Here is a 25,923-nt window from a genome sequence, read left to right as displayed (position 1 = left end):
TGCATTTTAGCAGGCCTTTGTATTTGTGCTTTTCACTAACGTCTTAGCTGGTTAAATCATCAAAGAACTTTTTCACACCGTTGAAAAAGCCTTCTGATTTAGGCTTGTGCTTAGTTGCCGCTTCACCACCACAAGACTCTTCAAACTCTTTGAGCAGTTCTTTTTGGCGTGAGCTTAGATTTACTGGTGTTTCGACAACCAACTTAACAATCAAGTCACCGATACCGCCACCGCGAACGCCTTTCACACCTTTACCACGCATGCGGAACATACGACCTGTTTGCGTTTCTGAAGGCACTTTTAGGCTTACGCGACCATCTAGGGTTGGTACTTCAACTTCACCACCTAGAGCTGCCATCGCAAAGCTTACTGGCACTTCACAGTATAGGTTGTTGCCATCACGCTCGAAGATATGGTGCTCTTTCACGTGCACTTGTACATACAAGTCACCCGCTGGTGCTCCCATTTCTCCCGCTTCACCTTCGCCAGATAAACGAATACGGTCGCCAGTATCAACACCTGCTGGGATCTTAACGTTAAGTGTTTTTGTTTTCTGCTTACGACCTTGACCATGACACTCATTACAAGGGTCTTTAATGATTTTACCTTTGCCGTGACAGGTAGGACAGGTTTGTTGCACTGCGAAGAAGCCCTGGCGCATCTGTACTTGACCATGACCATGACAGGTACCACATGTTTCAGCAGATGAACCTTTCTTCGCGCCACTACCATCACAGGTATCACAGTGTACTAGTGTCGGTACTTCGATCTCTTTCGTTACACCACGAACCGCTTCTTCTAGCGTCAATTCCATGTTGTAACGTAGGTCAGCACCTCGCTGGGCACGTTGGCCACCACCGCCACGACGACCACCACCAAAGATGTCACCGAATACATCGCCAAAGATGTCGCCGAAATCAGCACCGCCGCCGCCAAAGCCGCCGCCACCGAAACCACCGCCGCCTTGTTCAAAAGCTGCATGACCGTATTGGTCGTACGCCGCTTTCTTTTGAGGGTCGGTCAGAACTTCGTACGCTTCTTTTACTTCTTTAAACTTGTCCGCCGCAGAATCATCACCCTGGTTTCGGTCTGGGTGGAATTTCATCGCTAGACGCTTATACGCCTTTTTGATATCGCGCTCTGAGGCATCACGGCTTACGCCTAATACTTCGTAAAAATCACGTTTTGACATGTTCTTCGTCACCAGTTAATTACTACAAACGGCATCGATTCACCGCTTGGTGTTTGTATCGTTCTAGGTAAGTGCACTTGTCTGCAACATACTTAACTAGAAAGACAGCGTTTACAAACAGACGGGCGTAAGAGTTGCCCCAAACGCCCGCACACGAAGTCTTATCGACCCCAGATGGCTATGCAGCCATCTGGTTAAGAAATATTATTTCTTGTCGTCTTTAACTTCTTCGAACTCAGCATCTACAACGTCGTCTTCTTTAGACTGTGCACCTGCGTCAGCACCTTGTGCTTGCTGCGCTTGAGCTTGTTGTTGAGCGATTTCCATCAGCTTTTGAGAAGCAGTCATTAGTGCTTGAACTTTAGCATCGATAGCTTCTTTGTCTTCGCCTTTACGTGCTGTTTCTAGCTCAGAAATTGCTGCTTCAATCTTCTCTTTCTCTTCTGCAGGTAGCGCTTCACCAGCTTCTTCTACTTGCTTACGAGTACCGTGAATCATTTGGTCAGCTTGGTTACGTGCAGTCGCTAGCTCTTCGAACTTCTTGTCCGCTTCTTTGTTAGCTTCTGCTTCTTGAACCATTTTCTCGATGTCTTCATCGCTTAGACCGCCAGAAGCTTGGATAGTGATCTTCTGCTCTTTACCAGTCTGCTTGTCTTTCGCAGACACGTGTAGGATACCATCCGCATCAAGGTCAAACGTAACCTCGATTTGTGGCATACCACGTGGTGCAGGCTGGATGCCTTCTAGGTTAAATTGGCCTAGAGACTTGTTGTACATCGCTTGCTTACGCTCACCTTGTAGAACGTGGATAGTTACCGCGCTCTGGTTGTCTTCCGCTGTAGAGAAAACTTGGTTCGCTTTAGTTGGGATAGTTGTGTTCTTCTCAACTAACTTAGTCATCACGCCACCCATTGTCTCGATACCTAGAGACAGTGGAGTTACGTCTAGTAGTAGTACGTCTTTAACGTCACCAGCAAGTACACCACCTTGAACTGCAGCACCCATTGCTACTGCTTCGTCAGGGTTTACGTCACGGCGCGCTTCTTTACCAAAGAACTCAGCAACTTTCGCTTGAACCATTGGCATACGAGTCTGACCACCAACTAGGATTACGTCAGTGATGTCGTTTACTGATAGGTCAGCGTCAGCTAGAGCTACTTTTAATGGCTCAAGAGAGCGTTGTACTAGGTCTTCAACTAGAGATTCTAGTTTTGCACGAGTCACTTTAATGTTCATGTGCTTAGGACCAGTTGCATCTGCAGTAACGTAAGGTAGGTTTACGTCTGTTTGAGAAGTAGAAGAAAGCTCGATTTTCGCTTTCTCTGCTGCTTCTTTAACACGCTGCATTGCTAGTGGGTCGTTCTTAAGGTTGATGCCTTGCTCTTTGTTGAACTCATCAACCAAGTAGTTGATTAGACGGTTATCAAAGTCTTCACCACCTAGGTGAGTATCACCGTTAGTTGCTAGAACTTCGAATGTTTTCTCGCCTTCAACTTCATCGATTTCGATGATTGAAATATCGAATGTACCACCACCAAGGTCGTATACCGCGATAGTGCGATCGCCGCCTTTCTTATCAAGGCCGTAAGCTAGCGCAGCTGCTGTTGGTTCGTTGATGATACGTTTAACTTCTAGACCTGCGATACGGCCAGCATCTTTTGTCGCTTGACGCTGAGCATCGTTAAAGTAAGCAGGTACTGTGATAACTGCGCCAGTTACTTCCTCACCAAGGAAGTCTTCAGCAGTTTTCTTCATTTTCTTAAGAACTTCAGCAGAAACCTGAGGAGCTGCCATTTTTTGGCCTTTCGCTTCTACCCAAGCATCACCGTTGTCAGCCTTAACGATTTTGTAAGGCATGATTTCGATGTCACGCTGAACTTCTTCGTCTTCAAAACGACGACCGATTAGACGCTTAATTGCAAATAGCGTGTTTTCTGGGTTAGTTACTGCTTGACGTTTCGCTGGTTGACCTACTAGCGTCTCACCGTCAGTGTAAGCAATAACCGATGCAGTAGTACGTTCGCCCTCTGCGTTTTCAATTACACGTGGTTTGTCGCCGTCTAATACAGCAACACATGAGTTAGTAGTACCTAAGTCAATACCAATGATTTTACCCATCTGGCTATCTCCGAATAAATTCTATTTTCGTTTGGTTATAACCCCAATGTGGGGGGAGGAGAATCGGGTTTCAACCCTTGCTCACAAACAAAAATAATCAATGTTTGCTTCTCTATGCCACATAGATAAGGGCGGCAAAATGCTTTTCAAGGGCAGAATTAAAAAAAAGCGTCTTTTTTCGAAATTTATGTGTTTCTTTCTGATTAGTTGGGAACTCGTCACACTGCTGTAGCGCAACAAAACGTCATTTCCCAGATAAATTTATTTATGTCCGACTCTTCCTAAATAAAAAACGAGCTCATAAGAGCTCGCTTCAATATTAGGGTTAAAATAAATTATTCAAGGTATTAGGCGTTCGCTTGAGCAGGCTCAGCATCAACACCTTCTTCTTTACCTATCTCACCTTCTGTTTTTGCAACAATGGTGTTCACTGCCGTGTCGCCGACAACGTTAGATGATGTACAGAACATATCATTTATACGGTCGACCGCTGCAATGATTGCTAAACCTTCAGGTGGTAAACCTAGTTGGTGAAGCAAAACGCCTACCATTACCACGCCGCCCCCAGGAACGCCGCCAGCACCAATAGATAACAGAAGAATAGTTAAGCCAAGTGTGAAGATGTCTGCGGTGTTAATTGGCTGGCCAAAAGCGTTCGCAACAAACATCGTTGCTAGAGCAATATAGATAGACACACCAGACATATTCATCGTTGCGCCCAGTGGTACACCGAAGCCAGCAACCGATTTAGAGACCTGAAGCTTTTCTGTCAGTGTGCGCATCGTTACCGGGATAGTCGCGTTTGAGCTCGCGGTAGATAGAGAGAAAAGAATCTGCTCACGAGTTGCACGTAGGAAAGTCTTTGGAGAAGTTCCTGTCGCAATACTCACTGCCATTGGGTAGAAGAAGAAGATCCAGAACACCAACATCGCAACCACCAAAGCCACGTAACCGGCAACGGACATTAATGTATTGGCGTTTAGCGTTGCACCTAGTTGAATCATTAGTGCGAACACACCATATGGTGCAAGACTCATCACTAATCCAACCAATTTCATCATGATTTCATTTGCCATTTTGAATGTGCGAATAGCTGGGCCACCACGAGAATCCAAAGCTTGAATTGCAAGCCCCGTCAAAATTGCCATAAAGATGATTTGCAGCATGTCGCCGCTAGCAAACGCTTGTACAGGATTGCTAGGAACAATGTTAACAACTAAAGAGAAAATGTCCGGCGTCTCTGTCGTTGTCAGCTGTACAGCCTCAGATACCGTTCCTGCTAGATTAGCGCCCGCTCCTGGCTGGAAGATCAAGCCGACAGTCAAAGCCGCCGTAATCGCAATGATGGTGTTAAGAATGTAAAGGGTAAAAGTTTTTCCACCAAGACGACCAAATGCACTGATGTCTTTCAAGTCAACAATGCCGCATACGATTGAAACGTAAACTAAAGGAACAACAAGCAATTTGATCAGTGAGACGAACATGCCGCCAACACCTTCTGCTGCTCCAAGTAGGTATGTATCAAAAATCGCAATACCGCTAAATAAGTACTGAATTGCTGTCCCCAGCACAAGGCCGGCAAACAAGCCTATAAAAATCTTACTAGAAAGCGATTTATCCATTATAAATCTCCGATATGTTGTGTTTACTATTTACATTTTTGTAGTTATATATGCTTACTTTTAAAGCATTAGTCGCAAATCATACACACCGAAGTTACAAAATAAAGTGATAATTTACATTTTTGTTAACGACATTGTTTTAGAAAAAATGACTATATTTACATTCCTATGCAGAACAAATATTCACACAACGAATGATTACAATCACTTATAGCCCTTTCCGTTAATAAACACGCAGCGAGATGAGAGAAAATCTCCTATAGGAAAATAATTAACCAATAGGAAAAAATATGAAGGGGATCAAATTTTCATTTATCGATATACAACGAAGTTCGATGCAGTCATTTATGTTTAAAACAAAAAAGCGCCCATCAAAAATGATGGGCGCTTTTATATTTAAAAAACAGGTAGTTAAAGTTACTTAGCAACCATTACCATTGCCGGACGAATCACACGGCCGTTTAGTTCGTAACCTTTTTGCATAACAAACATAACAGTGTTTGATTCATGATCAGGGCTCTCCTGAATCGACATCGCTTGATGGAACTCTGGATTGAATGCTTCACCTTCAGGGTTGATTGCTTTCAAGCCAAACTTCGCTACAACGTCTACAAACGTTTTATGTGTTAGTTCAACGCCTTCTAGGAACGGCTTCACAGTTTCATTCTCTGTATCTGCCGCTTGAATTGCACGCTCTAGGTTATCAATAACAGGAAGCAGCTCTTCTGCAAACTTGTTCAACGCAAACTTACGTGCTTTATCGATCTCTTGCTCAGTGCGACGACGCATGTTTTCTACTTCAGCTTTAGAACGCAACACCGCATCTTGTTGCTCTTTTACTTTTGCCTCGCTAGACAATAGTGCCGCTTCTAGTTGAGCAATCTTAGCGTCTGTCTCATCACCAAGCTCTTCAAGCTCAGCTTCAACTTCTTGTGCTTCAGCTTCTACTTTTTCAGCCTCTTCGATGATTTGATCAAGCTCTTCTTCTGTAACTTTGTTTTCTTCGTTGCTCATGATATCTCCAGAATTCAACATAATGCCCTTAAAGCCATGCGCGTTTTTGCGGGCTTTAACCACATAAAAATTCGCATATTTAGGTGACTTGCCATTATTATGGGGATGAAGATTCCTGATTCAAGCCTCTTTAATGCGGAAATGCTATGAAAAATCCATGTAACGTGATCGCGATTATCGGAAAACCAAGAGATCAACAAGCAATTCAAACTCATAAAGAGTTGTACCAATGGTTGACCTCTGAGGGCTATAAAGTATTCATTGACGATCGCCTTGCCGCAATACTGGATGATATCCCACAGAGTCAGTTTGCTAGCTTAGTTGAACTAGGAAAAAATGCCGATCTAGCCATTGTGGTTGGTGGCGATGGCAACATGCTAGGTGCAGCAAGAATTTTATCCCGATTTGATGTACCAGTTATAGGCGTGAACCGTGGAAATCTGGGCTTCTTAACTGACTTGAACCCAGACGACTTCCAAGCGTCTCTGCAAGCGGTACTCGACGGTGAGTATATTGAAGAGGAGCGTTTTCTTTTAGAGGCGGAAGTACACCGCCACGGACAAATAAAGAGCCATAACGCTGCGCTAAACGAAGCCGTACTTCACCCAGGACAAATTGCCCATATGATTGAATTTGAAGTGTACATAGATGAAAGCTTCGCCTTCTCTTTACGGGCCGACGGTTTGATTGTCTCCACTCCGACTGGCTCGACGGCATATTCACTTTCTGGCGGCGGCCCAATTCTTTCTCCTAGCTTGAATGCCATTTCACTCGTGCCAATGTTCCCGCATACATTGTCGAGTCGACCTTTGGTGGTTGATGGAAAACGTCGAATTAAATTGGTGGTATCACCAGAAAACCTTGGAACACAAGAAGTTAGCTGTGATGGACAAGTCTCACTTCCAGTTACCCCTGGCGACGAAATTCACATCTATCAAAGTCCAAATGTACTAAAGCTCATCCATCCAAAAGACTACAGCTACTATCACGTCTTACGGAATAAGCTTGGCTGGTCTAGTAAATTGTTCTAACACTTGTTACTCAGGGTAATAACTTCAATAAAAAAGCCAGCAGCTCAATTGCTACTGGCTTTTGGCTTTCTTAGACAAGAAATAGACACAAAGTAGTGAGGCGACACGATATTTGTCATCATTAAAGAGAAGCTTATAAATTTTGATCCTGTGGGCAAACTTTACACAAAAGATAGAAAAGCAAATTCAATGATCTATGTCCGGTGATATTCTCACCATGAATAGAGTATTAACTCTATTTCATACAATCAATAAAGGACATATTATGAAGAAAACCATCATTCTGTCTGTTCTCAGTACATTAGCACTTATTGGCTGCCAATCAGAGGAAACGCAAGTCAACAGTGTGTCCAATGCAAAAGCGGAAGATATCACTAAGACGAAACGGGCCCTAGCTCAACAATTGAGTGAGAATTATGCTGCCATTGAACCCATGCTGAGAAGAGATATTACTCCGCAACAGACTAACGTGTCTGTATCAGCATTTGTTAAGCAAAACCCTAACTCAGAGTTCAGCCGCCAGCTTGTACAAGCTGACACTCAAATTCGTAGCTGGAAAGGTATTTCTGAATACTCTGATCAGTTGTTAGAAGTTCGCTTGGCAAATGAAGCCATGATAACAGCATGGCAAAGTGGCGAGGTCGAGCCATTATTTGCATTTGAACCAAGTGGTGATGATGAGAATTGGCAATACATCGAAGCATTTGATGTTTATGGCAACATCCATCAACTCGATGTTTACCAGCTCCCTGAGGTACCTGTACTTGTCGTTGATAACAATAGCTCTGCAGAGCTAAAAGCAGGCTTGCAAGCTATGCAAGCTGAGATGAAAAAACTCGGTCAACCAGCTTTAGTTCAACCATATATTGCTGATGAACAACGCCAAAATACACCGCTATTGTCAAGTAGCGCAGTGGGCGAAGCGGCTCCAATTCAAACCACGCAGTTGAAAAAGATCCGTCTAGCCGATGACAAAGAACCTTGGATCTCTGGCAAGGCAGAAATCTACGCTATCGTAACGGGCGTCAATCCAAGTCGTGATGAACCTACTCTCGATTTGGTGGAGCTTCCATACTTAGACTACGATAACCAAGATTACTATCCAAATCAGATCATTATTCACTGGTCTCGTTACCGCTGGGGTGCAGCAGACATTGTGCTCATGGAGCAAGATGACGGCACAGACTATAAACAATTGGCAAAACTCCTTGTTCAAGTTGCCGAAGAAGTATTGAAAGCGATTCCAGATCCAGAAGTTCAGGCTTACGCGATTATTCCGCAAATCACGAACAAGATCATCGACACTATCCCCGATGGTGTACTCACGAATGATGATGACTTCGTCGACGTTTACTACACTCTAATGCAAGACACTTCATACGTGGATCACCCTGGTGCAGGTGTGAATGCAGTCGTCACACTAGAACCACTAACGATTAACCCAACTCGTCCGTAACCTGTTCAATTTTAATGAGTCGTTGTAATCACATCGGCTCATTTTTCCCACTTCATCACAAAAAAACAGCCTACAAAGAAAATTTTCCCTACCTGACTTTACTGTATAAAGAAACAGTATATACTGTTCCCTTATACAGTATTGTTCAGTTATACAGGTAAATAAAATGCTGGCTCATCTAAGTGTTAATAATTTTGCGATTGTTAAGTCTTTACAACTCGAGCTTTCTAAGGGCATGACCACCATTACAGGTGAAACAGGCGCGGGTAAATCCATTGCTATCGATGCTTTAGGGCTCTGCTTAGGCGGACGAGCCGATGCCGGCATGGTGCGACAAGGTGAAGAGAAAACCGAAGTTAGCGCCGCTTTTTTATTGGACAACAACTTACATGCAACACGTTGGTTAGAAGATAACGATCTGCTAGATGGCAGTGAGTGTATTTTGCGTCGTATTATCACAAAAGAAGGCCGCTCAAGAGCCTTCATTAATGGCAGCCCTGTTCCACTATCACAACTCAAATCTCTAGGGCAGCTACTTATCAATATCCATGGGCAGCACGCTCATCATCAATTGATGAAAAGTGAGCACCAAATGGCCATGCTCGACCAATATGCTGGGCATTTAAACCTACTAAAAAGCACACGAAGTGCTTACCAGCATTGGCGTCAGGCGGATAATAACCTCAAGCAGCTAAAAGAAAATAGCCAGCAAAACCAGGCGCAAAAACAGTTGCTTGAATACCAAATCAAAGAACTGAATGAGTTATCGCTAGGTGAAGAAGAATTTGCAGAGCTCGAGCAAGAGCATAAACGACTATCCAACAGTGGTGAACTCGCCACTACCTGTCAGCAAGCCATCGAACTTATTTACGAAGGTGAAGAAGTCAATGCGCTTGGTATTTTGCAATCGGCCAATCACTCCCTAATTCAATTAGCCGAATTAGATGAAAAGCTATCTGAGCTACCTAACATGCTGTCAGAAGCGATGATTCAACTTGAAGAAACGAAGAATGAATTACGCAGCTACTTAGATGGCATCGATGTTGATCCAGCTCGTATGGCTTATGTAGAAGAACGTTTTTCTAAAGTGATGTCTGTAGCTCGTAAACACCACGTAATGCCAGAAGAACTCTACCAGCATCATCAAGATCTTCTGGCCCAAGTAGAAGCGTTAGATTGCTCCGATGAACGTTTAGATGAACTTGCTCAAGAAGTAGAACACAAGTACCAAAGCTTTCTAACACAAGCAGAAAAACTGCACAAATCACGCAGCCGTTACGCAAAAGAACTGAACAAACTGATCACACAAAGCATGCACGAATTGAGCATGGAGAAAGCAGTATTCAGTATCGAAGTTAGCAATGACAACACGCACCCATCGCCGCTTGGCATGGACAGCGTGTGCTTCTTAGTATCGACCAACCCGGGACAACCATTGCAACCTATAGCAAAAGTTGCGTCAGGCGGTGAGCTATCACGTATCTCTCTAGCTATCCAAGTGATCACCGCTCAGAAAGTAGATACACCAAGTTTAATCTTCGATGAAGTGGACGTAGGTATTAGTGGCCCAACAGCTGCCGTAGTGGGCAAAATGCTACGCAAGCTTGGCGAATCTACTCAAGTATTGTGTGTCACTCACCTCCCTCAAGTTGCCGGATGCGGCCATCAACAAATGTTTGTTGCTAAGCAAACCAAAGCAGGCCAAACCGAAACCCAAATGCACGCATTAGATGAACAACAACGTGTGGCAGAATTAGCTCGCTTACTTGGTGGTAGTCAAATAACCGACTCAACGTTGGCAAACGCAAAAGAACTGCTTATCGCCGCTTAATAAATCAACAAGGGATGAGATATGGATATCAGAGCAATACACAAAACCAACTGCTTAGATCTCATCCCTATTTTTATTGAGTTAGAACATTACTACTTCAAAGAAAAAGCTTCATCAAAACACGATCTGGTCCATTATCTAAAGAGCCAAGTCTTCTCTGAACATTCTGGTGTTAATATCATTGCGGTTTACGATAATGATGACGTCGTAGGCTTTGCATCTTATACCGTCATGTTCCCTGCCCCAAAACTCTCAGGGCAGATGTACTTAAAAGATCTGTTCGTATCTTCGAAGGTTCGAGGAAAAGGGGTTGGTCTCAAGTTAATGAAGTATCTGGCATCTTTGGCGATCAAGTGTGGATGCCAAAGGTTGGACTGGACAGCTGAAAGTAGTAACCCTACCGCAGGTCAGTTTTACCGCTCAATTGGTGCAACACTAATTCATGAAAAAGAGTATTATCGTTTTTCAGGTGATGCATTACGCGAATTCGCCAAAACCGACTAACGAGTCACTAGGCTTTGCTCACCGCTGAAAGCGTCCATCACCCTACTTCCGATTGAAATTTGCTCTTCGTCACCTAACTAATACGTCATGTGGTGACATTTACCGCCTAATATCGGTGAATAAATGCAACTCAACTCAAAATTCGTTGTCAGATTGTCTACCATACGACGCATAGCTTTTTACATCTGCGTCGAGCTTGTTTATTATCAGCGCAGTATTTTAAAGGTTACTAAGAAATTATTATGCAATTAAAGAAGTGGTTAGTTGCCGTACCATTAGCAATGACATTGCTGACAGGATGTTCGGTATTGGAAAGACTGGTTTATCGTATTGATATCAACCAAGGCAACTATGTAGAACAAAGTGCGGTTGATAAATTAAAGTTTGGGATGACTAAAGCACAGGTTCGCTTCGTATTAGGGTCGCCAATGCTTATTGAAAACGGCTATCCAAACACTTGGTATTACATCTATCATCATACTCCTGGCCATGGCGAACCAGTACAGAAAGATCTGATTGTAAACTTTAATGACCAAGGCACACTCGCAGACATCAGTGGTGACTTTCCAAAAAGTGACGCATTTTACGAGCAAATTCAGTAAACTGACTTTTGCAAAAAAACCTCCCGTTTGGGAGGTTTTTTATTACATAGAAATCACGTTAGTCAAACTTTGAGTAACTCACATGAGCTATTGGGTTTATATTAATCCTGCTTATTTTTACGTACAGAACTAGGCTTGCCACCGGTGACTGGGTCTGCACTCCCCTCGGCTTTAGCCTGCTCCGCCCGTTTACGGCGAATCTCTTTCGGATCGGCGAGTAACGGACGATAAATCTCTATTCGATCTCGATCTCGAACGGTCGCATCTAACTTCACGTTACGACTAAACACACCCACTTTGTTCTTGGACAAATCAATTTCAGGGTACAACTCCAATACACCGGATTGTCGAATGATCTCTTCTACCGTTGCGTGATTATTTACCACTAAGTTAAATACACGCTGTTCATGAGGAAGAGCATAGACAACCTCAACGTGAATCATATCTGACTCAATACTCATAACACTCGTAGACCTGTTTTGCGCGTTTAGTAAATGCATTTACCATATTACTAGTAAGCTCGTTAAAAATCTTACCGAAGGCCATCTCAATCATTTTACTTGAGAATTCAAACTCAAGCTTTAGTTCAACCTTGCAAGCTTGCTCATCTAGCGCGGTAAAAATCCAACCACCACGCAACGTCTTAAACGGGCCATCCACCAAGTTCATCATAATTGCCTGACCGGGGATCAACTCATTTGAAGTCGTAAACGTTTTGCTGATTCCAGCCTTCGCCACATCGACAGAAGCCACCATACCATTCCCCGAAGACTCAATGATTCTAGAGCCCGAGCAACCAGGCAGAAATTCAGGGTATTTAGCAACATCATTAACCAGATTGAACATCTGTTCGGCGCTAAAAGACACAAGCGCAGAACGGCTGACTTGCTTCATACATACTCCTATCGATACATGTACAGATTTAAAGCTACTCGCCAATTTTACTTTTATTCCACGATTGCGCAAATAAAAGGATTTCCTATCCGATATCCAACCCGTATAATGACGCTATTATGGCAAAGAAAAAAACGAAACAAAAAGCGGGTAGCAATACTATCGCGCTGAATAAAAAAGCTCGCCACGAGTATTTCATCGATGATGAAATCGAAGCTGGCTTGGAGCTCCAAGGTTGGGAAGTGAAAGCCCTTCGCCAAGGTAAAGCCAATATTTCTGAAAGTTACGTATTTATGCGTGACGGTGAAGCCTTTGTGAGTGGCATGACAATCACTCCTTTAAACCAGGCATCGACACACGTTGTGGCGAACCCTACACGTGTGCGTAAACTACTAATGAGTCGTCGTGAGCTGGATAACCTATTCGGACGTGTAAACCGTGAAGGTATGACATTAACGGCCCTCTCACTGTACTGGTCTCGCTCTTGGGTGAAACTAAAAATTGGCGTAGCAAAAGGTAAAAAGCTGCACGATAAACGTACGGATCTAAAAGAAAAAGACTGGGCAAGAGAAAAAGCACGCGTAATGAAGAGCGCGCTGCGTTAATCTTGACCACTTAAACGCATAGTACTGGACAGCCAATGCTTTTCTGTTACTATGCGAATATTACCTGGGGCTGATTTAGGATTCGACGGGAATTCAGAAGTCTGAGGTGCATGCCGAGGTGCGGTAGGCCTCGTTAACAAACCGCAAAAAAATAGTCGCAAACGACGAAAACTACGCACTAGCAGCTTAATAACCTGCTAAGAGCTCTCTCGCCCTAGCTTCCGCACGTAAGACGGGGAATAACGAGGGATCAAACCCAAACGCGCTAGCCCGGATTCTCCCGCCTGAGAGATGAACGGCGAATTTTAATTCAGGCTAGTCATTCATTAGCGTGTCGGTTCGCAGGTGGATGGCGAAATTAAAGATCGACTAAGCATGTAGTACCAATGATGAACGGTTTTCGGACGCGGGTTCAACTCCCGCCAGCTCCACCAATCACTAGTAACGGGACGTCTCAGGACGTCCCGTTTTCTTTTCTAAACCCTTGTCATATCTAGCTTTAAGTGGTTCAGGGCGTCTCATCGAGATTCACTTAATCTCAGTCATTTAGTAACATTCTGCGTAACACTAACCAATAACAACACAAATTGGTGTTACATCAGAAAGGAACCATTAAAATGGCTAAGCAAATCAAGCCTTTATCATCAACTCAAGTAACCAAAGCTAAGCCCTTAGAGAAAGAATATTCGCTTGCCGATGGCAACGGTCTGTACTTACGTATAAAGCCGAATGGCGCAAAACTTTGGATTTTCAACTACATCCATCCAGTAACTAAAAAACGCAAGAACATCAGCCTCGGCGCATTTCCTGATATCACTCTCGCTTCCGCGAGAGAGAAAACAAGAGAAATGCGCCACCAGGTCGCTGAAGGCATTGATCCTAAAACTCACAGAGATAACCAACGTTTTACTGCTCAGGTAGCACAGTCTCACACGTTAAGAGCTGTCGCTGAAGAATGGTTTGAAGTGAAGAAACACGATGTGTCAGATGATTATGCAGATGACATTTGGCGCTCTCTTGAGCTTCACGTTTTCCCCAATTTAGGAAATATGCCTGTTAACGAATTACTTACTCAAACAGTGATTCAAACATTACGACCTATTGAAGCGAAAGGAGCTTTAGAAACAGTAAGACGCGTCTGTCAGCGCTTGAATGAAGTTATGACATATGCACAACACTGCGGCAAAGTTGAATTCAATCGGTTCGAAAACATCTGGAAAGCTTTCAAAAAGCCAAAAGGTGAACACATGCTTACGATAAAGCCTGATGAGCTACATATTCTTATGCAAAAAATGTCATTGGCAAATATCAAGCTTACCACTAGGTGCGCCTTTGAGTTTCAGCTTCACACGCTAACCCGCCCAAATGAGTGCGCTAGAGCCGAATGGAATGAGATAGATTTCGAAAACAGGCTTTGGATCATTGGTCGAGATAAAATGAAAATGAAACGCGACCATAAGATCCCTCTTTCAGACGCTGCATTACAGCTATTGAACTTTATGAAGCCTATATCATTCGGTCAACAATATGTTTTCCCAAGCGCTAGCTCAGCAGACAAACACATGAACAGTCAAAGTATCAACGCTGCAATGAAACGTGCAGGTATGGCGGGAAAGTTGGTGAGCCATGGTATACGCTCAATTGGCAGTACAGCGCTCAACGAACAGGGCTTCAACAAAGATGCTATTGAGCTGTGTTTAGCACACGTAGACAAGAACACGATTCGTGACATCTACAACAATGCTGAATACTTGGAAGAACGCCGCAAGATCATGGAATGGTGGAGTAACTTCATATTCGATGCTTCTAAAACTGCTAACACTATTGCAAAACCATCAAAATAAGTGACACGAGTCACACTATAAACGAAATGTGGGTGATTTTGTATTGACGATGAGAATCACCCACATTATTTTAAATCGCGTCTAAATATTTAATTTTTACATAGGAAACAGACATTTAAAGTCCGCTACGCGGCGACGTAACTTATTCCCGTTAAACTTCGGTTTAACTATTTGTTTATTGTTTTGGTATTAACTTAACTTTCGGAGCCTTTTTTGAAGTCTTCACTATTCCATTACATACGAATACCTTCCTTTAATTGTTAAGGAATGAGTCTGTAACCCAATAGGCTTCAGTCCCATCTAGGTGTTCCTTCACTGATAATAAACTTCCGTGGATCAGTGTAAGTATTGGAATATAAAGTTAGTACTAGACATGAATTAATGTAGGTTATCGTTATGTCTGTAAATACAACTCCTCTTCTAAAAATCGTACGTAAATCTGACGTTCTACAGCGCGTTCCATTCTCAAGAGCGACTCTCCATCGCAAAATCAATGATGGAACATTCCCACCTTCAATTCCACTTGGTGCAAACTCTGTTGGTTTCTTATCTCATGAAGTCGATGCAATTATCGCAGCCATGGCATTGGGCAAAGATCTACAGCAAACCGTTTCTCATCTTGTTGAGCAAAGACAGTCTCTTTTCGACAACAGTCTCTATGCACTAGCCGCATAACTAAAAACTCTCACTAAGCACAAATAAATCAATTGTTTACTGCATGCTTTAGCATGCTGGTAAAAGTGCAGAATTTTTTAGTTATATATATTATCTAGAAATTTTGCACTTTTACGTTCAAGCAGGAATTAGAATAAATGAACGTCATCGCGCAATCTCAAGCTACAGAACACACTCTACTTCAAACATCAAAAACTAAGTCGGTTTTCATTCTGCTCGATCCGAGTCTTCAGCATCGATCGAATGATGATCGAGTCGTTGCTCTACGCAACGACAGAAGCAATGCGATGGATGTCGTCCGATATTATCTAGATGCTGGCTATACGATTACATTAGTCGCCGATTCAAAGCTGTTCCCGACTCAAACGGCTAGATTAATGAAAAGCAACTACTGTGGAAGTCGTGTTCCAATGTTAGATAGCGCGACAGGGATTTACTACAGCCTAGAGAACTTTAGAAGCACTGTTACTTATCTAACCCTTTGCAACTTTTTATCACCATGTAAAGAGACATCGCAGTGGCTTTCCAAGCAATTGATTCGTACTGTTCCTCTGACAAACAGCACAACCGAGGCATGTGTTAACACCTTTCTATCTGATTTACAGGGCGTTCATAGTATCGACTTGTTGAGATCAGCACTTGATGAGCAACTCGAACAGAATCGCAATAGAGTGCGAAAGTTCATGTCTCCGACTCTTCAAACTAAGACCATCACCGTTGATTCATTGCGCTCTCCGCTGTGCACACAGCTTATCAACGACAGCAAAACTCTTGCAGTAAGAGCGGCAACAGGTACAGGGAAGACCAAGCATCTATTTGGTCCATTAGCGAAAGCGGCTCGAAGCAAAAACAAGAAGATCGTTTACCTGTCTTACCTGACTGCACTGGTCGAACAATACTGCAATGACAATCTCGCAGTCAGCTACAACCAAGATTTATGCGAGCTAGAACAGGCGGATGCAATGGGGGTTGTTGTAAACAGCATTTGGAAATCTCATATTCGCTCGGTGCTTAATCAGGCGGATATCCTTATCATTGATGAGTTCGAAAAAGTACTGACGACTGTCGTATGTTCTGAACCAAGTAAACAGTTACCTAAGCAAAACGTTTTTGAAAGCTTGTCAGAAGCCATTCGTAATGTCCCACAATTGATTGTGGGTGACGCTGATCTTTCAGATATTGGCTTGAGTTACATCAAAGAGTTAAGACACGAAGTGACACTGTTGGATTGTAAAGAAAATCCGTACTCTTCAATCAAAGCGGTGATCACAGATAAAAACCAGTACCTCTCCAACGTTTATCTTAAAGAGCAGCTTACTGATGAAGATAAGGTGTTCTTGTTTGACTCTCTCGTCACACTTCGCCAGGTTACCCAATCACTAGGCTATAAAGATTCTAATAAGCTAGATAGTGAAGAAGAAGCACTAAAAGACGGGGTCTTAATTATTCACGCTCACAATAAAGACATGCCTGCTCAAAAAGCCTTTTTGGAGAATCCAAACGAAGAGATTAAGAAGTATAACGCAATCATGGCATCTCCTTGCTTAAGTTCAGGATTCTCAATTACTACGCACTTTACTAACAAGGTTGTGGTTTTCTGCGATAAGACATTGACACCTTTAGAGCTGATTAATTTCGCACGTCGATTTCGTACAGCAAAACAAATTTGGTTTGCCGTTGATGCATACAAAGATTTCATTACGCCACATGCCAAAGAGACGACGTACAAACCAACACTCCATGTCCAACCAACTGACAAGTTAAACATTGCATTCAACAACGTTAAAAAGCGCTTCTTCGCTCCTTTAGCCTTGCATTTACATTTAACGTTGGAAGAACTCGGTTTCATGACTACATCGGCCCCATCCTCTTTTACAGCACAACTGTTTGCTCAAAAGAGTGCAACTCTGGCAGCCAAAGCGTACAAAGAGTTAGAAGTGCAAGCGATTGTATCCTCACCTGATTTAACTCAAGAACAAGCTTCCTGGTTATGGGCTAAAGACAGAAGGACGTCTTCTGATAACGCTTCTTTAACTAAGTTTCAGATCAAACGTGATTACGGAGTGAAGAAGGTTACAGAAGATGACGTTAACTTCCACTTCAAGTTCTTAGCCAATCGAAGTGTGTTTGATTCATTCCCGTTCGTTAATCGCTCTGGTGACAAAGTGGAAATCGAAGACAAGCACCATTCTGCCGCGATGTTCATCTATGACAATATTTTGAGAAAGTATGGGTTTTCTGTCGGTCGTGACGCTTTTTGGATTCACAAAGACGATGTTCGCCAGATTGTAAAAGCCTGCTATTTGAAGCAAGAGGTATTAAACTGGGCTTTTAAAGATGGCTTACACATTAGCAAGCCTCTTCATCAAGAGGCGAAACCAAACAAGGCGACGTCATACCTGAAAAGACTCTTAAACTCATTAGGCTTCGAAGTTGGGACATTCCGTAGCAGTAGCAAGAAAGCAAAAGTAGAGCTGCATAAAAACGCTCGTAATTATGCTTACTTTAAGACAGCCCCATCTGAAACTACCAAGTCCGCAGCTTAACAACCAACACTGCCCTGCTACCACGACACTCATAAGGTAGCAGGGAGTATCCCCCATCAAATCATAACCTTACTACAGCGCTTAATTCCTGAATCTAAAGCCTCTCAATCAACGCTTGTTGCGTTATAATGCCCACAATTTTGTTCTTCGCTCAAACCAAGGTTCTGAGCGAGCCGTGAACGTTTAAGAGATTCTTATGACAACCAATACCGCAGTAGAAAAAATCAGCCTTGAAGAGCTAAAGACATGGCTTTGGGGCAGCGCAAACATCATGCGTGGCACCGTAGATAGCTCAGATTTCAAAAACTATATCTTTGGTCTCCTGTTCTTAAAACGTCTTTCAGACGTATTTGACGAGCGTGTAGAAGCCGTGATGGAAGAGGAAGGTTGCAGCGCTGAAGAAGCAATGGCGCTCATTCAGGAAGATAACCCAGAGCAGTTCGTTCCTGTGTATGCACGTTGGAACAAGCTGATCGAAAGAACGGAAAATATTGGTGAGTACATCGATGAAGCCTTTGCTGAAATCGAACACCAAAACCCATCACTAGAAAAAGTGCTCACGGCTATTCAGTTCGGTGATAAAGAGAAGCTCAGCAATGAGCTACTGACTCGCCTACTCCGCCATTTTAACCAGCACAAGCTGGGCAATAAAAACCTCTACAAAGCCGACCTACTTGGTGATGCATACGAGTATTTGATTGGTAAATTTGCTGATGATGCTGGCAAGAAAGGTGGCGAGTTCTACACCCCTCACGAAGTGGTAGAGCTTATTGTTAAGCTGATTGACCCACAACCTGGTCACGAGATTTACGATTTGACCTGTGGTTGTGGCGGTATGTTGGTTGAGTCAGCTCGTCACATTAAAGAAAACTACGAGAATGGCACTATCATGGGTAAGCCTAACTGTAAACTTTACGGTCAGGAGAAGAACCTAGGAACATGGGCAATTGCCAAACTCAACATGTTCTTGCACAACTTAGATGGTGACATCAAGCGCGGCGATACTCTCGTAAACCCATTACATAAAGATGGCGAAGGCCTTCAAACGTTCGACCGTGTCATTGCCAACCCTCCATTTTCAATCAAAAACTGGTGGGAACCATTAGAATTGAATGGCGGTAAGATAGTTGGTGATAACGGCAAAGAGAGAAATGTTAAATACAGCACTGACCTTAAAGATCCTTATGGTCGATTTGGCCTTGGCGTTGCACCGAGGACGAAAGCAGATCTAGCCTTTGTTCAGCATATGATTGCCTCAACGAAAGATGATGGTCGCATCGGCGTTGTCGTTCCTCACGGTGTACTGTTCCGTGAAGGTGATGAGGGTAAAATTCGTAAAGGTATGCTTATCGGCAACGATGAATTTAAAGGCGACTTGATCGAAGGTGTAGTTGGTTTGCCGCCAGCACTTTTCTTCAACACAGGCATTGCGGCTGCTGTATTGATCATCAATAAAGACAAACCTGCTGCACTGAAGAACAAGGTTATTTTCGTTGATGCATCTGCTGAATTTGGGGAAGGTAAGGCTATGAACTTCCTTCGCGAAGGCGACATTAAGCGTATCTCTACCGAGTACAACAAAGCGAAACAAACTTTAGTTGATACAGAAGAGCAAACAGAAGATAAACTTTCGGAACTAGTTGACGCTGTCACTATTGATAAGTACCTGCGTGTCGTTGATATCGCTGAAATCAAGCAGAATGACTTTAATCTCAATATCAGCCGTTATATTGATACTTCTGAGAAAGAAGAGATTATCAACATTCAAAATACCTTAGATAATTTGCATAGCCTTGAATTACAACTAAAAGAAGTAGACAAACAACTTTCATCTTTTATGTCTCTTTTAACAAGAGAGAAAAGCAATGACTGATTTAATCACTCGTAAGCCATCAGATTGGGACATAAAGAACTTAGAGAATATTGCTACGTTCATAACAAAAGGCGCGACACCAACCACCTATGGGTTTGAGTGGGTAGAAGAAAGTAGTGATAGTATTCCTTTCTTGCGAAGTGAATGTGTTACAGCTAACGGATTTAACCGTAAAGGAATGAATTTCATATCGAAAAAAGCCCATGTAACGATGGGACGTTCGAAAATCAAATCAGGTGATATTCTGATGACGATTACGGGGAATATTGGCCGCATTGCAACTCTTCCAGATGAAATTCCAGAGGCCAATATTAACCAACATATTGCCAAAATAAGTGTGATTGATGGGGTTTCTAGTTCTTACGTAGCGCAGGCATTGCAACAAGAGCGTTATAATCGTTATTACGAGCGTATTCTAACGGGGCAAGCATACCCTCAGATTAGCTTGAAGCAAGTCCGAGAAACACCAATATTACTCCCCCCACATCCAGAACAACAAAAAATCGCGGAAGTTCTTTCAACAGTTGATAAGAAAATCGACCTTATCGACCAGAAAATTGCAGAAACCGAAAAGCTGAAAACTGGCTTAATGCAAAAGCTATTTTCAGAGGGTATAGGTGTTCAAGACGAGAATGGGGACTGGCAACCGCATGCTGAGTTTGAAGATAATGGGCTACCAATGCATTGGGGCTTTCTAAAGCTTGGTTCTGTAGCCAAAGTAACTAGCGGAGGTACGCCGTCTAGAAAAAAAGCTAGTTTCTGGGAAAATGGAACTATACCTTGGATTACTACTGGTGAAGTGAATTTTAATTGTATTACTAACTCTTCACAAAAGATCACAGATGAAGGTTTAAAGAATTCCGCGGCAAAGATGTTCCCGCCAGATACTATCTTGATGGCTATGTACGGACAAGGTCAAACTAGAGGAAGGGTCGCTATGCTAGGAATTGAAGCGTCAACCAATCAAGCTTGTGCCGCAATAATATGCTCCAAAAAGCTGAATCCCCATTTTTGCTATCACTACTTGTCTTCTCAATACGAAAAGATTCGCGCTATCGGGAACGAAGGCTCTCAAAAAAACTTAAATGGTCAGATCATTAAAGAAATTTTGATTCCTTGCCCTAATTTAGAAGAACAAGAGCAAATAGCTCTAGTACTATCGACCGTTGACGAAAAGATAACGCTATTGGCAAAACAAAAGTCTGAAACTCAACAACTTAAAAAAGGCTTGATGCAGAAGCTACTTACAGGTGAGTGGCGAGTTCCCGTTGAGGAAACTGAAGCCGCTTAGCGATTGCTTCATGATGCCTTCAAGCGAAGGCATCTAAAAAGCAAAAAACGTAATTTAAATGAACAATAAAAAATGAATAACAATAAATAAAGGAATAAGGTATGTCAGGTCAGGCAGAATCATCGAGTCCAGAGCTAGTTGGGGTAGAACGTCCAGCGATTGAATGGTTAAAAACTCTTGGTTATCAGCACATTAAAGGTCGAGATGTAGAGCAAACACACAAGACTGAGCCTGTTATTCTAGAGTCGGTGTTAACTGACAGACTACACGCCCTTAACCCTTGGCTGGTCGAGGTTCCGAACGGAGCAAGCAAAGCGATTAAACAGCTTAGAGACATATGGTTTGAGCATAACAGCGACTTAATGCTGGCTAACCATGCGTTCTGGAAGCATGTTCTGTTTCAATCGAACCTGCAACAAAAAGACAAAAATGGTCAACCTCGTAGTATCCGCTTCATTAACCAAACGGGTGCCGAGGGTAACTTATTCCATATGGTTGATCAGTACGTTGGCAAAAATGCTAACGATGAACTTTTTAAACCCGATTTACTGTTATTCATTAATGGCTTACCCCTTGGCTTGATTGAGTGTAAAAACAGCTCAATTAAGCTCAGCAAAGGCATTGCACAAATTGATGGCTACCAAGGCACTTTTACTCAACACTTTGCCTTTAATATGGTTTGTGCCGCCATTAATCGCAGCCAAGCCAAGTATGGCGCTATCTATGCGTCAGAACAGTTCTATCTAACTTACAAATTTGATCCGAAAAAGCCTGACGAGAACATTGTTCTTACCGAATTAGAAAACCAATTAGGAAAGAAACCTACAGAGCAAGACAAGCTACTGTGGGCATTATTCGAGCCTTCCCGCTTTGTGCGTTTAGTCTGTTTCTACCCTATGTATGAAATCGAGAAAGGCGTCATGATCAAGAAGCTGCCACGTTACCAACAGTGGCGTGCAGTAGAGAAGACGCTACTCCGTCTACAGGGTAAAGACCCACAGCTATTAGGCCAAGAACTTGGCGGCGTGGTTTGGCATACGCAAGGAAGTGGTAAATCACTGACGATGGCGCTACTTGCCCGTTTAATGCGAGCCGAAATTTCTGGTTTCAATAACCCAAGTATTTTGATTCTTACCGACCGCACTGACCTTGACCGTCAGATCCATAATACCTTTACTAATGTCGGCCTTGAATCGATTAAAGCAGATTCCGTCGCTGGGCTAGAAGCTATGCTCAGCAATGACTACGGCACCATTTTTACTTCGACCGTTCAAAAGTTTCAAGAGAGCGATGGTAAGCAGATACAGGCCGCAAAAGAGTCTGAAGATGAGGATTCCATTGCAGACTCTAAAAGTCGTGTCAGACGCGTTTTGAGAAAGGATGATTCGGGACAAGAACAATGCTGGATTTTAAAGGAGAACAATGTTCTTCACGGTCAAACCGATGCTAGTGGCAATCCTAGAAAAGCCAAATGGGAACTCGTGAGCGAAGAGAAAGTTGATTTTCGTGTTCTGAGTACCAAGCCAAACTTTTTCGTGATGGTTGATGAAGCTCACCGCAGTCAGTATGGATTCCTTGCTGCATTCATGCGTGCTTCTTTACCTAATGCCAAGTTCATAGCATTTACTGGCACCCCGCTTTTTAAAGACGATAAAGAAACCCTGGGTACATTCGGCGGTAAAGAGTACATCGATACTTACCGCCTCGACGAGGCGGTTGCAGATGGTGCAACGCTGCCTATTAAATATCTTGAAGGTATGGCGCAATGGGGTAGCGACGGAAAGCTAAAACAAGCTTTTGAGGATGAATTTGGTAATGAGCCTTTAGCCCGTAAGAAAAAGCTAAAGCAAGAGTTACTCAAAAAACGTCGTGGTGCTATCGGGCGTATTGAGGAGAATGCTCGCTATCTCGTCGAACATTTTCTATCAAGTGTGAAGCCTCGCGGCTTTAAAGCCATGCTGGTATGTGACGGGCGTGATATGGCTGTTCGCTATAAAGACGTACTGAACCAAATCATGCAGGAGCGTAAAAACAAAGGTCTGCCGACCTTTGAAAGCCGAGTGGTTATCTCTCTCGGTAGTATGACAGATAAGCGTACAGGTATTAGTGAGCAACAAGCTCACTATGCATCAGGCTCAACCTCAAAACTTGAAACTATCGAAGAGCGTATCAAGCGGGAACTCCAACAAAGCCAAACACCGATAGCCGTACCGTCTGAAAAGATCCCAAGCTTGGTGAATGATGAATTTAAGCTGCCTTATGGTGATGAATCCGCTAATACCAAAGAAGAAACCAAGTTTAACAACATTGGGTTAATCATCGTTTCTGACATGCTGTTAACTGGCTGGGATGCCCCTATTGTTAGCACTTTATATTTGGATAAACCGCTAAAAGAACATACTTTGCTTCAGGCTATTGCTCGTGTAAACCGAACTCGAAAAGGCAAGAAAGCAGGCTACATTGTCGATTATTTCGGTGTGGTTGAATACCTAGATGAAGCGCTGAAAGTTTATGGGGGTGACGTACAGCCCGATCAAGTATGGACGGACGTCGAAGCGGAGTTACCACGCCTTCAATCTGCTTTGACAAAAGTGTTAGACATTCTTCCGAAAAAGCACAACCCCGTGAAACAACCTGAACCTTACAAAGAGGATGCCGAACTCTACCTAGATCCAGATACTCGTCTAGATATTGTTGAAGATTTCCTCGTTGCTCTCGCTGGATTCAATAGCCGCTTAGATATCGTGTTACCCGACGAACGCGCATCTAAATATCAGCCTTACTTCAAAGTGCTAAATGAGATAAAACTCCAACTGCGCAACAAAATGCCTGAGAGTGCTGATACGGCTCGCATCACCGCATCTGAATCTGAACTGCTTAAAAACATACTCGACGAGCATATAGAAGCAAGTGAAGTTAAGAGCTTGCTAGGCCGTGAAATTTCAATTCTAGATGCTGCGGATATGGATCTACTCCGCAAACAAAAAAGTGCGGGGAGTGCGGCGTTAATAATGAAGAACAAACTCAAGCACACCATTAAGACGGGTAAAGGTAAAGATCCTGCCTTCTTTGGCGACTTGGAAGAAGAGCTAGAAAAGCTTATCCAAGATGAACGTGAAGGACGTATTGAACAAGCACTATTCCTAGAACAGCTAGAGCTTTTTGCTCAGCGTGTTCGTGATAAAGATGCCAAGCCATCTGAAATGGGCTTGGGTACAGCAACAGAGCGAGCCGTGTTCAACTATCTGGAAAAACAGGTAGAGGAAGCTGAAGCTCTAGCATGGACTAAAGGCATCTTTAGCCACCCTGATATCGCTGAAGTCATGTTGTCACCGATATGGAAAAAGCAGACTGATATTCATAATGAGATCAAAAAAACAATCAGAACGATTTTACGTGGTCTTGGAGGCTGGGATATGACAGTAGCACGTCAGCACTCTGCTGAAATTTTCAGTATTATGCTGAACAACTGATCCTTTGCTTCATCAATGACGAAAGAAACACATGCCAATTTTTCAATACGGTACAACTGAAATCGAGTGGGAATTTAAGCTCGACTCAAAACTCAGTCACCACTACGTTACTGTAGAACGAGGTAAGACTGTTCTTCTCAGAGGCCCAAGTGTCTCTGAGGATGAGCAACGTGAGCTGATTCGTTACAGAGCAAGATGGATTAAAGAGCGCTTAGCGGAAGTCAATCGACCGTTAAAAGAAGAAATAGTCACAGGTAGCCGAGCGCCTTATCGTGGCCGTTCTTTCTATTGTGAAGTGATCCCAGCGCCAGAGTTATCGACGGTAGAAGTAAAGTTTAACCAAAGCCGTTTTAAAGTTCTTTCTCCCGAAGGCCACTTCGTCAGCCGTGAGCGATTCAAACCAGCTTTAGAACGTTTCTACAAACAGAAAGCCTTAGAAAAAATTGCTTCTCGCTTACGCTATTGGCAACAGGAAACGGGCATGCAAGCCACAACTTTCCACATAAAAAAGTTTGATGCACGTTGGGCTAACTGTACCGAGAACAATGTTCTGGAGTTCCACCCTCGTTGCATGGAGTTTTCCAATAAGGTGATGGATTACATAATCCTTCATGAGCTATGCCATACCGTAGAAAAAAGCCATAGCAAAAACTTTTGGAAACTAGTCGCCAAGTATTGTCCTGACTGGAAAGAGCTGCATGAAGAGGTAGAACGTTCTGGGATGGGGATCTAGCGGAGTGTACTGCACTTTGAAAAACTCAGGTGGCACTGCCCATTGCTCTAAATCTTTCACTCGCCCCCTACTCACGACTTTTTATTCGCTAATTTAATTGAATAACTTTCATCTTTTAGGAACCTAGCGAGAACAATGTTCTCGCAGTATCAAACTTAGGTGATCATATAGGTTAATGATACATACACACCAATTAAAACCACTCAACTAAAAAATTTTAATTCAATATAGTTTTTAATGTTTTTCATTATACATAAAAAACTTTTTAGTCAAGTTGAAAAAACTCTTGATTAAGAAAAAACAATCTAATATATTAAATCCCGTAGCAAGAAGCAGAGCTTCTATCTAGAAAGTGGCTTAAAGATATATTTAAACTAATATTACTTCATCTTTAACAGTAAAAGTAATTTCTTCCACCTCACTGGTGGCTTAAAGAAAAATTAGTTTTAATACAAGTAAATGTATCACTATTTTATCCGCTAATAGATGGTTACTTCCGCGCCAACTGGCGGTTAAGCGTTGGATAAAAAGGTCGAGTTTATCTCGGCCTTTTTATTATTAATTGCAAAACTACTCTTCAGGACTTTTAATTAATTATATTTTTAGAAAGCTAGTTGTT

General features: G+C 42.9%; 19 protein-coding genes and 1 other RNA gene. 14 read left to right on the top strand and 6 right to left on the bottom strand.

Annotated features, from left to right (window positions below; genetic code table 11):
* Nucleotides 1–43: 43 nt before the first annotated feature.
* The 4 genes from dnaJ to grpE form a co-directional block, all read right to left on the bottom strand.
* Nucleotides 44–1,192 carry a molecular chaperone DnaJ gene (gene dnaJ, locus R7Z78_RS18715; protein WP_104975919.1) on the bottom strand — a complete coding sequence of 383 codons (1,149 nt, stop codon included), beginning with the start codon at nucleotides 1,190–1,192 and terminating at the stop codon, nucleotides 44–46.
* A 204-nt stretch (nucleotides 1,193–1,396) separates the two neighbouring features.
* Entirely contained in the window at nucleotides 1,397–3,310 is a 1,914-nt protein-coding gene (dnaK, locus tag R7Z78_RS18710; protein ID WP_005381623.1) for a molecular chaperone DnaK, read from the bottom strand.
* Between the two features lie 347 nt (nucleotides 3,311–3,657).
* Nucleotides 3,658–4,932 carry a dicarboxylate/amino acid:cation symporter gene (locus tag R7Z78_RS18705; protein WP_005381625.1) on the bottom strand — a complete coding sequence of 425 codons (1,275 nt, stop codon included), beginning with the start codon at nucleotides 4,930–4,932 and terminating at the stop codon, nucleotides 3,658–3,660.
* Nucleotides 4,933–5,349: 417 nt separating this feature from the next.
* Nucleotides 5,350–5,946: a nucleotide exchange factor GrpE gene (grpE, locus tag R7Z78_RS18700; RefSeq protein ID WP_021034134.1), complete on the bottom strand. Its 597-nt coding sequence runs from the start codon at nucleotides 5,944–5,946 to the stop codon at nucleotides 5,350–5,352.
* Between the two features lie 146 nt (nucleotides 5,947–6,092).
* Between grpE and nadK the strand changes: the two genes are divergently transcribed.
* The 5 genes from nadK (at nucleotide 6,093) to bamE (ending at nucleotide 11,370) form a co-directional block, all read left to right on the top strand.
* Complete coding sequence (gene nadK, locus R7Z78_RS18695; protein ID WP_104975918.1) at nucleotides 6,093–6,977, top strand: NAD(+) kinase; 885 nt, start codon at nucleotides 6,093–6,095, stop codon at nucleotides 6,975–6,977.
* 265 nt (nucleotides 6,978–7,242) lie between these two features.
* Nucleotides 7,243–8,433 (top strand): DUF3103 domain-containing protein, encoded by a 1,191-nt coding sequence (locus R7Z78_RS18690; protein WP_005383752.1) that lies wholly within the window; start codon nucleotides 7,243–7,245, stop codon nucleotides 8,431–8,433.
* 166 nt (nucleotides 8,434–8,599) lie between these two features.
* Nucleotides 8,600–10,264: a DNA repair protein RecN gene (gene recN / locus R7Z78_RS18685; protein WP_005383750.1), complete on the top strand. Its 1,665-nt coding sequence runs from the start codon at nucleotides 8,600–8,602 to the stop codon at nucleotides 10,262–10,264.
* Between the two features lie 21 nt (nucleotides 10,265–10,285).
* Nucleotides 10,286–10,768 carry a GNAT family N-acetyltransferase gene (locus R7Z78_RS18680; protein ID WP_005381636.1) on the top strand — a complete coding sequence of 161 codons (483 nt, stop codon included), beginning with the start codon at nucleotides 10,286–10,288 and terminating at the stop codon, nucleotides 10,766–10,768.
* Between the two features lie 242 nt (nucleotides 10,769–11,010).
* Nucleotides 11,011–11,370 carry an outer membrane protein assembly factor BamE gene (bamE, locus tag R7Z78_RS18675; protein WP_017820585.1) on the top strand — a complete coding sequence of 120 codons (360 nt, stop codon included), beginning with the start codon at nucleotides 11,011–11,013 and terminating at the stop codon, nucleotides 11,368–11,370.
* A 101-nt stretch (nucleotides 11,371–11,471) separates the two neighbouring features.
* Here bamE and R7Z78_RS18670 read toward each other — a convergent pair whose 3' ends face one another.
* Both R7Z78_RS18670 and R7Z78_RS18665 read right to left on the bottom strand, forming a co-directional pair.
* Complete coding sequence (locus R7Z78_RS18670) at nucleotides 11,472–11,831, bottom strand: RnfH family protein (protein ID WP_005381640.1); 360 nt, start codon at nucleotides 11,829–11,831, stop codon at nucleotides 11,472–11,474.
* Nucleotides 11,821–12,264 carry an SRPBCC family protein gene (locus R7Z78_RS18665; RefSeq protein WP_005381641.1) on the bottom strand — a complete coding sequence of 148 codons (444 nt, stop codon included), beginning with the start codon at nucleotides 12,262–12,264 and terminating at the stop codon, nucleotides 11,821–11,823. The genes R7Z78_RS18670 and R7Z78_RS18665 overlap by 11 nt, the downstream gene beginning before the upstream one ends.
* Nucleotides 12,265–12,383: 119 nt before the next feature.
* On the opposite strand from R7Z78_RS18665, the gene smpB reads away from it, so the two are divergent.
* From smpB to R7Z78_RS18620, 9 genes are all read left to right on the top strand, one after another.
* Nucleotides 12,384–12,869: an SsrA-binding protein SmpB gene (gene smpB / locus R7Z78_RS18660; RefSeq protein WP_005381642.1), complete on the top strand. Its 486-nt coding sequence runs from the start codon at nucleotides 12,384–12,386 to the stop codon at nucleotides 12,867–12,869.
* Between the two features lie 66 nt (nucleotides 12,870–12,935).
* Nucleotides 12,936–13,303: a transfer-messenger RNA gene (gene ssrA / locus R7Z78_RS18655) on the top strand.
* A gap of 183 nt (nucleotides 13,304–13,486) precedes the next feature.
* Complete coding sequence (locus tag R7Z78_RS18650; RefSeq protein WP_169644048.1) at nucleotides 13,487–14,713, top strand: integrase domain-containing protein; 1,227 nt, start codon at nucleotides 13,487–13,489, stop codon at nucleotides 14,711–14,713.
* Between the two features lie 396 nt (nucleotides 14,714–15,109).
* Complete coding sequence (locus R7Z78_RS18645; RefSeq protein WP_000115789.1) at nucleotides 15,110–15,388, top strand: helix-turn-helix transcriptional regulator; 279 nt, start codon at nucleotides 15,110–15,112, stop codon at nucleotides 15,386–15,388.
* A gap of 137 nt (nucleotides 15,389–15,525) precedes the next feature.
* On the top strand, nucleotides 15,526–17,934 hold the full coding sequence (locus R7Z78_RS18640) for a hypothetical protein (protein WP_276468180.1): 2,409 nt from the start codon (nucleotides 15,526–15,528) through the stop codon (nucleotides 17,932–17,934).
* A 196-nt stretch (nucleotides 17,935–18,130) separates the two neighbouring features.
* Nucleotides 18,131–19,807, top strand: a complete 1,677-nt coding sequence (locus R7Z78_RS18635; RefSeq protein ID WP_169644046.1) for a type I restriction-modification system subunit M — start codon at nucleotides 18,131–18,133, stop codon at nucleotides 19,805–19,807.
* Nucleotides 19,800–21,098, top strand: coding sequence for a restriction endonuclease subunit S (locus R7Z78_RS18630; RefSeq protein ID WP_169644044.1), 1,299 nt, complete (start codon nucleotides 19,800–19,802; stop codon nucleotides 21,096–21,098). The genes R7Z78_RS18635 and R7Z78_RS18630 overlap by 8 nt, the downstream gene beginning before the upstream one ends.
* Nucleotides 21,099–21,199: 101 nt before the next feature.
* On the top strand, nucleotides 21,200–24,571 hold the full coding sequence (locus R7Z78_RS18625; RefSeq protein WP_169644042.1) for a type I restriction endonuclease subunit R: 3,372 nt from the start codon (nucleotides 21,200–21,202) through the stop codon (nucleotides 24,569–24,571).
* Between the two features lie 31 nt (nucleotides 24,572–24,602).
* The gene (locus tag R7Z78_RS18620) at nucleotides 24,603–25,304 is read left to right on the top strand and encodes a M48 family metallopeptidase (RefSeq protein WP_169644040.1); all 702 of its coding nucleotides are present in this window, start codon (nucleotides 24,603–24,605) and stop codon (nucleotides 25,302–25,304) included.
* Nucleotides 25,305–25,923: the final 619 nt, after the last annotated feature.

Origin of the sequence: Vibrio sp. 1167 (assembly GCF_033340375.1) — a bacterium.
Taxonomy (GTDB): domain Bacteria; phylum Pseudomonadota; class Gammaproteobacteria; order Enterobacterales; family Vibrionaceae; genus Vibrio; species Vibrio alginolyticus.
The sequence above is the reverse complement of the archived record's forward strand: the minus strand, read 5'-3'. Positions and strand labels throughout refer to the sequence as shown.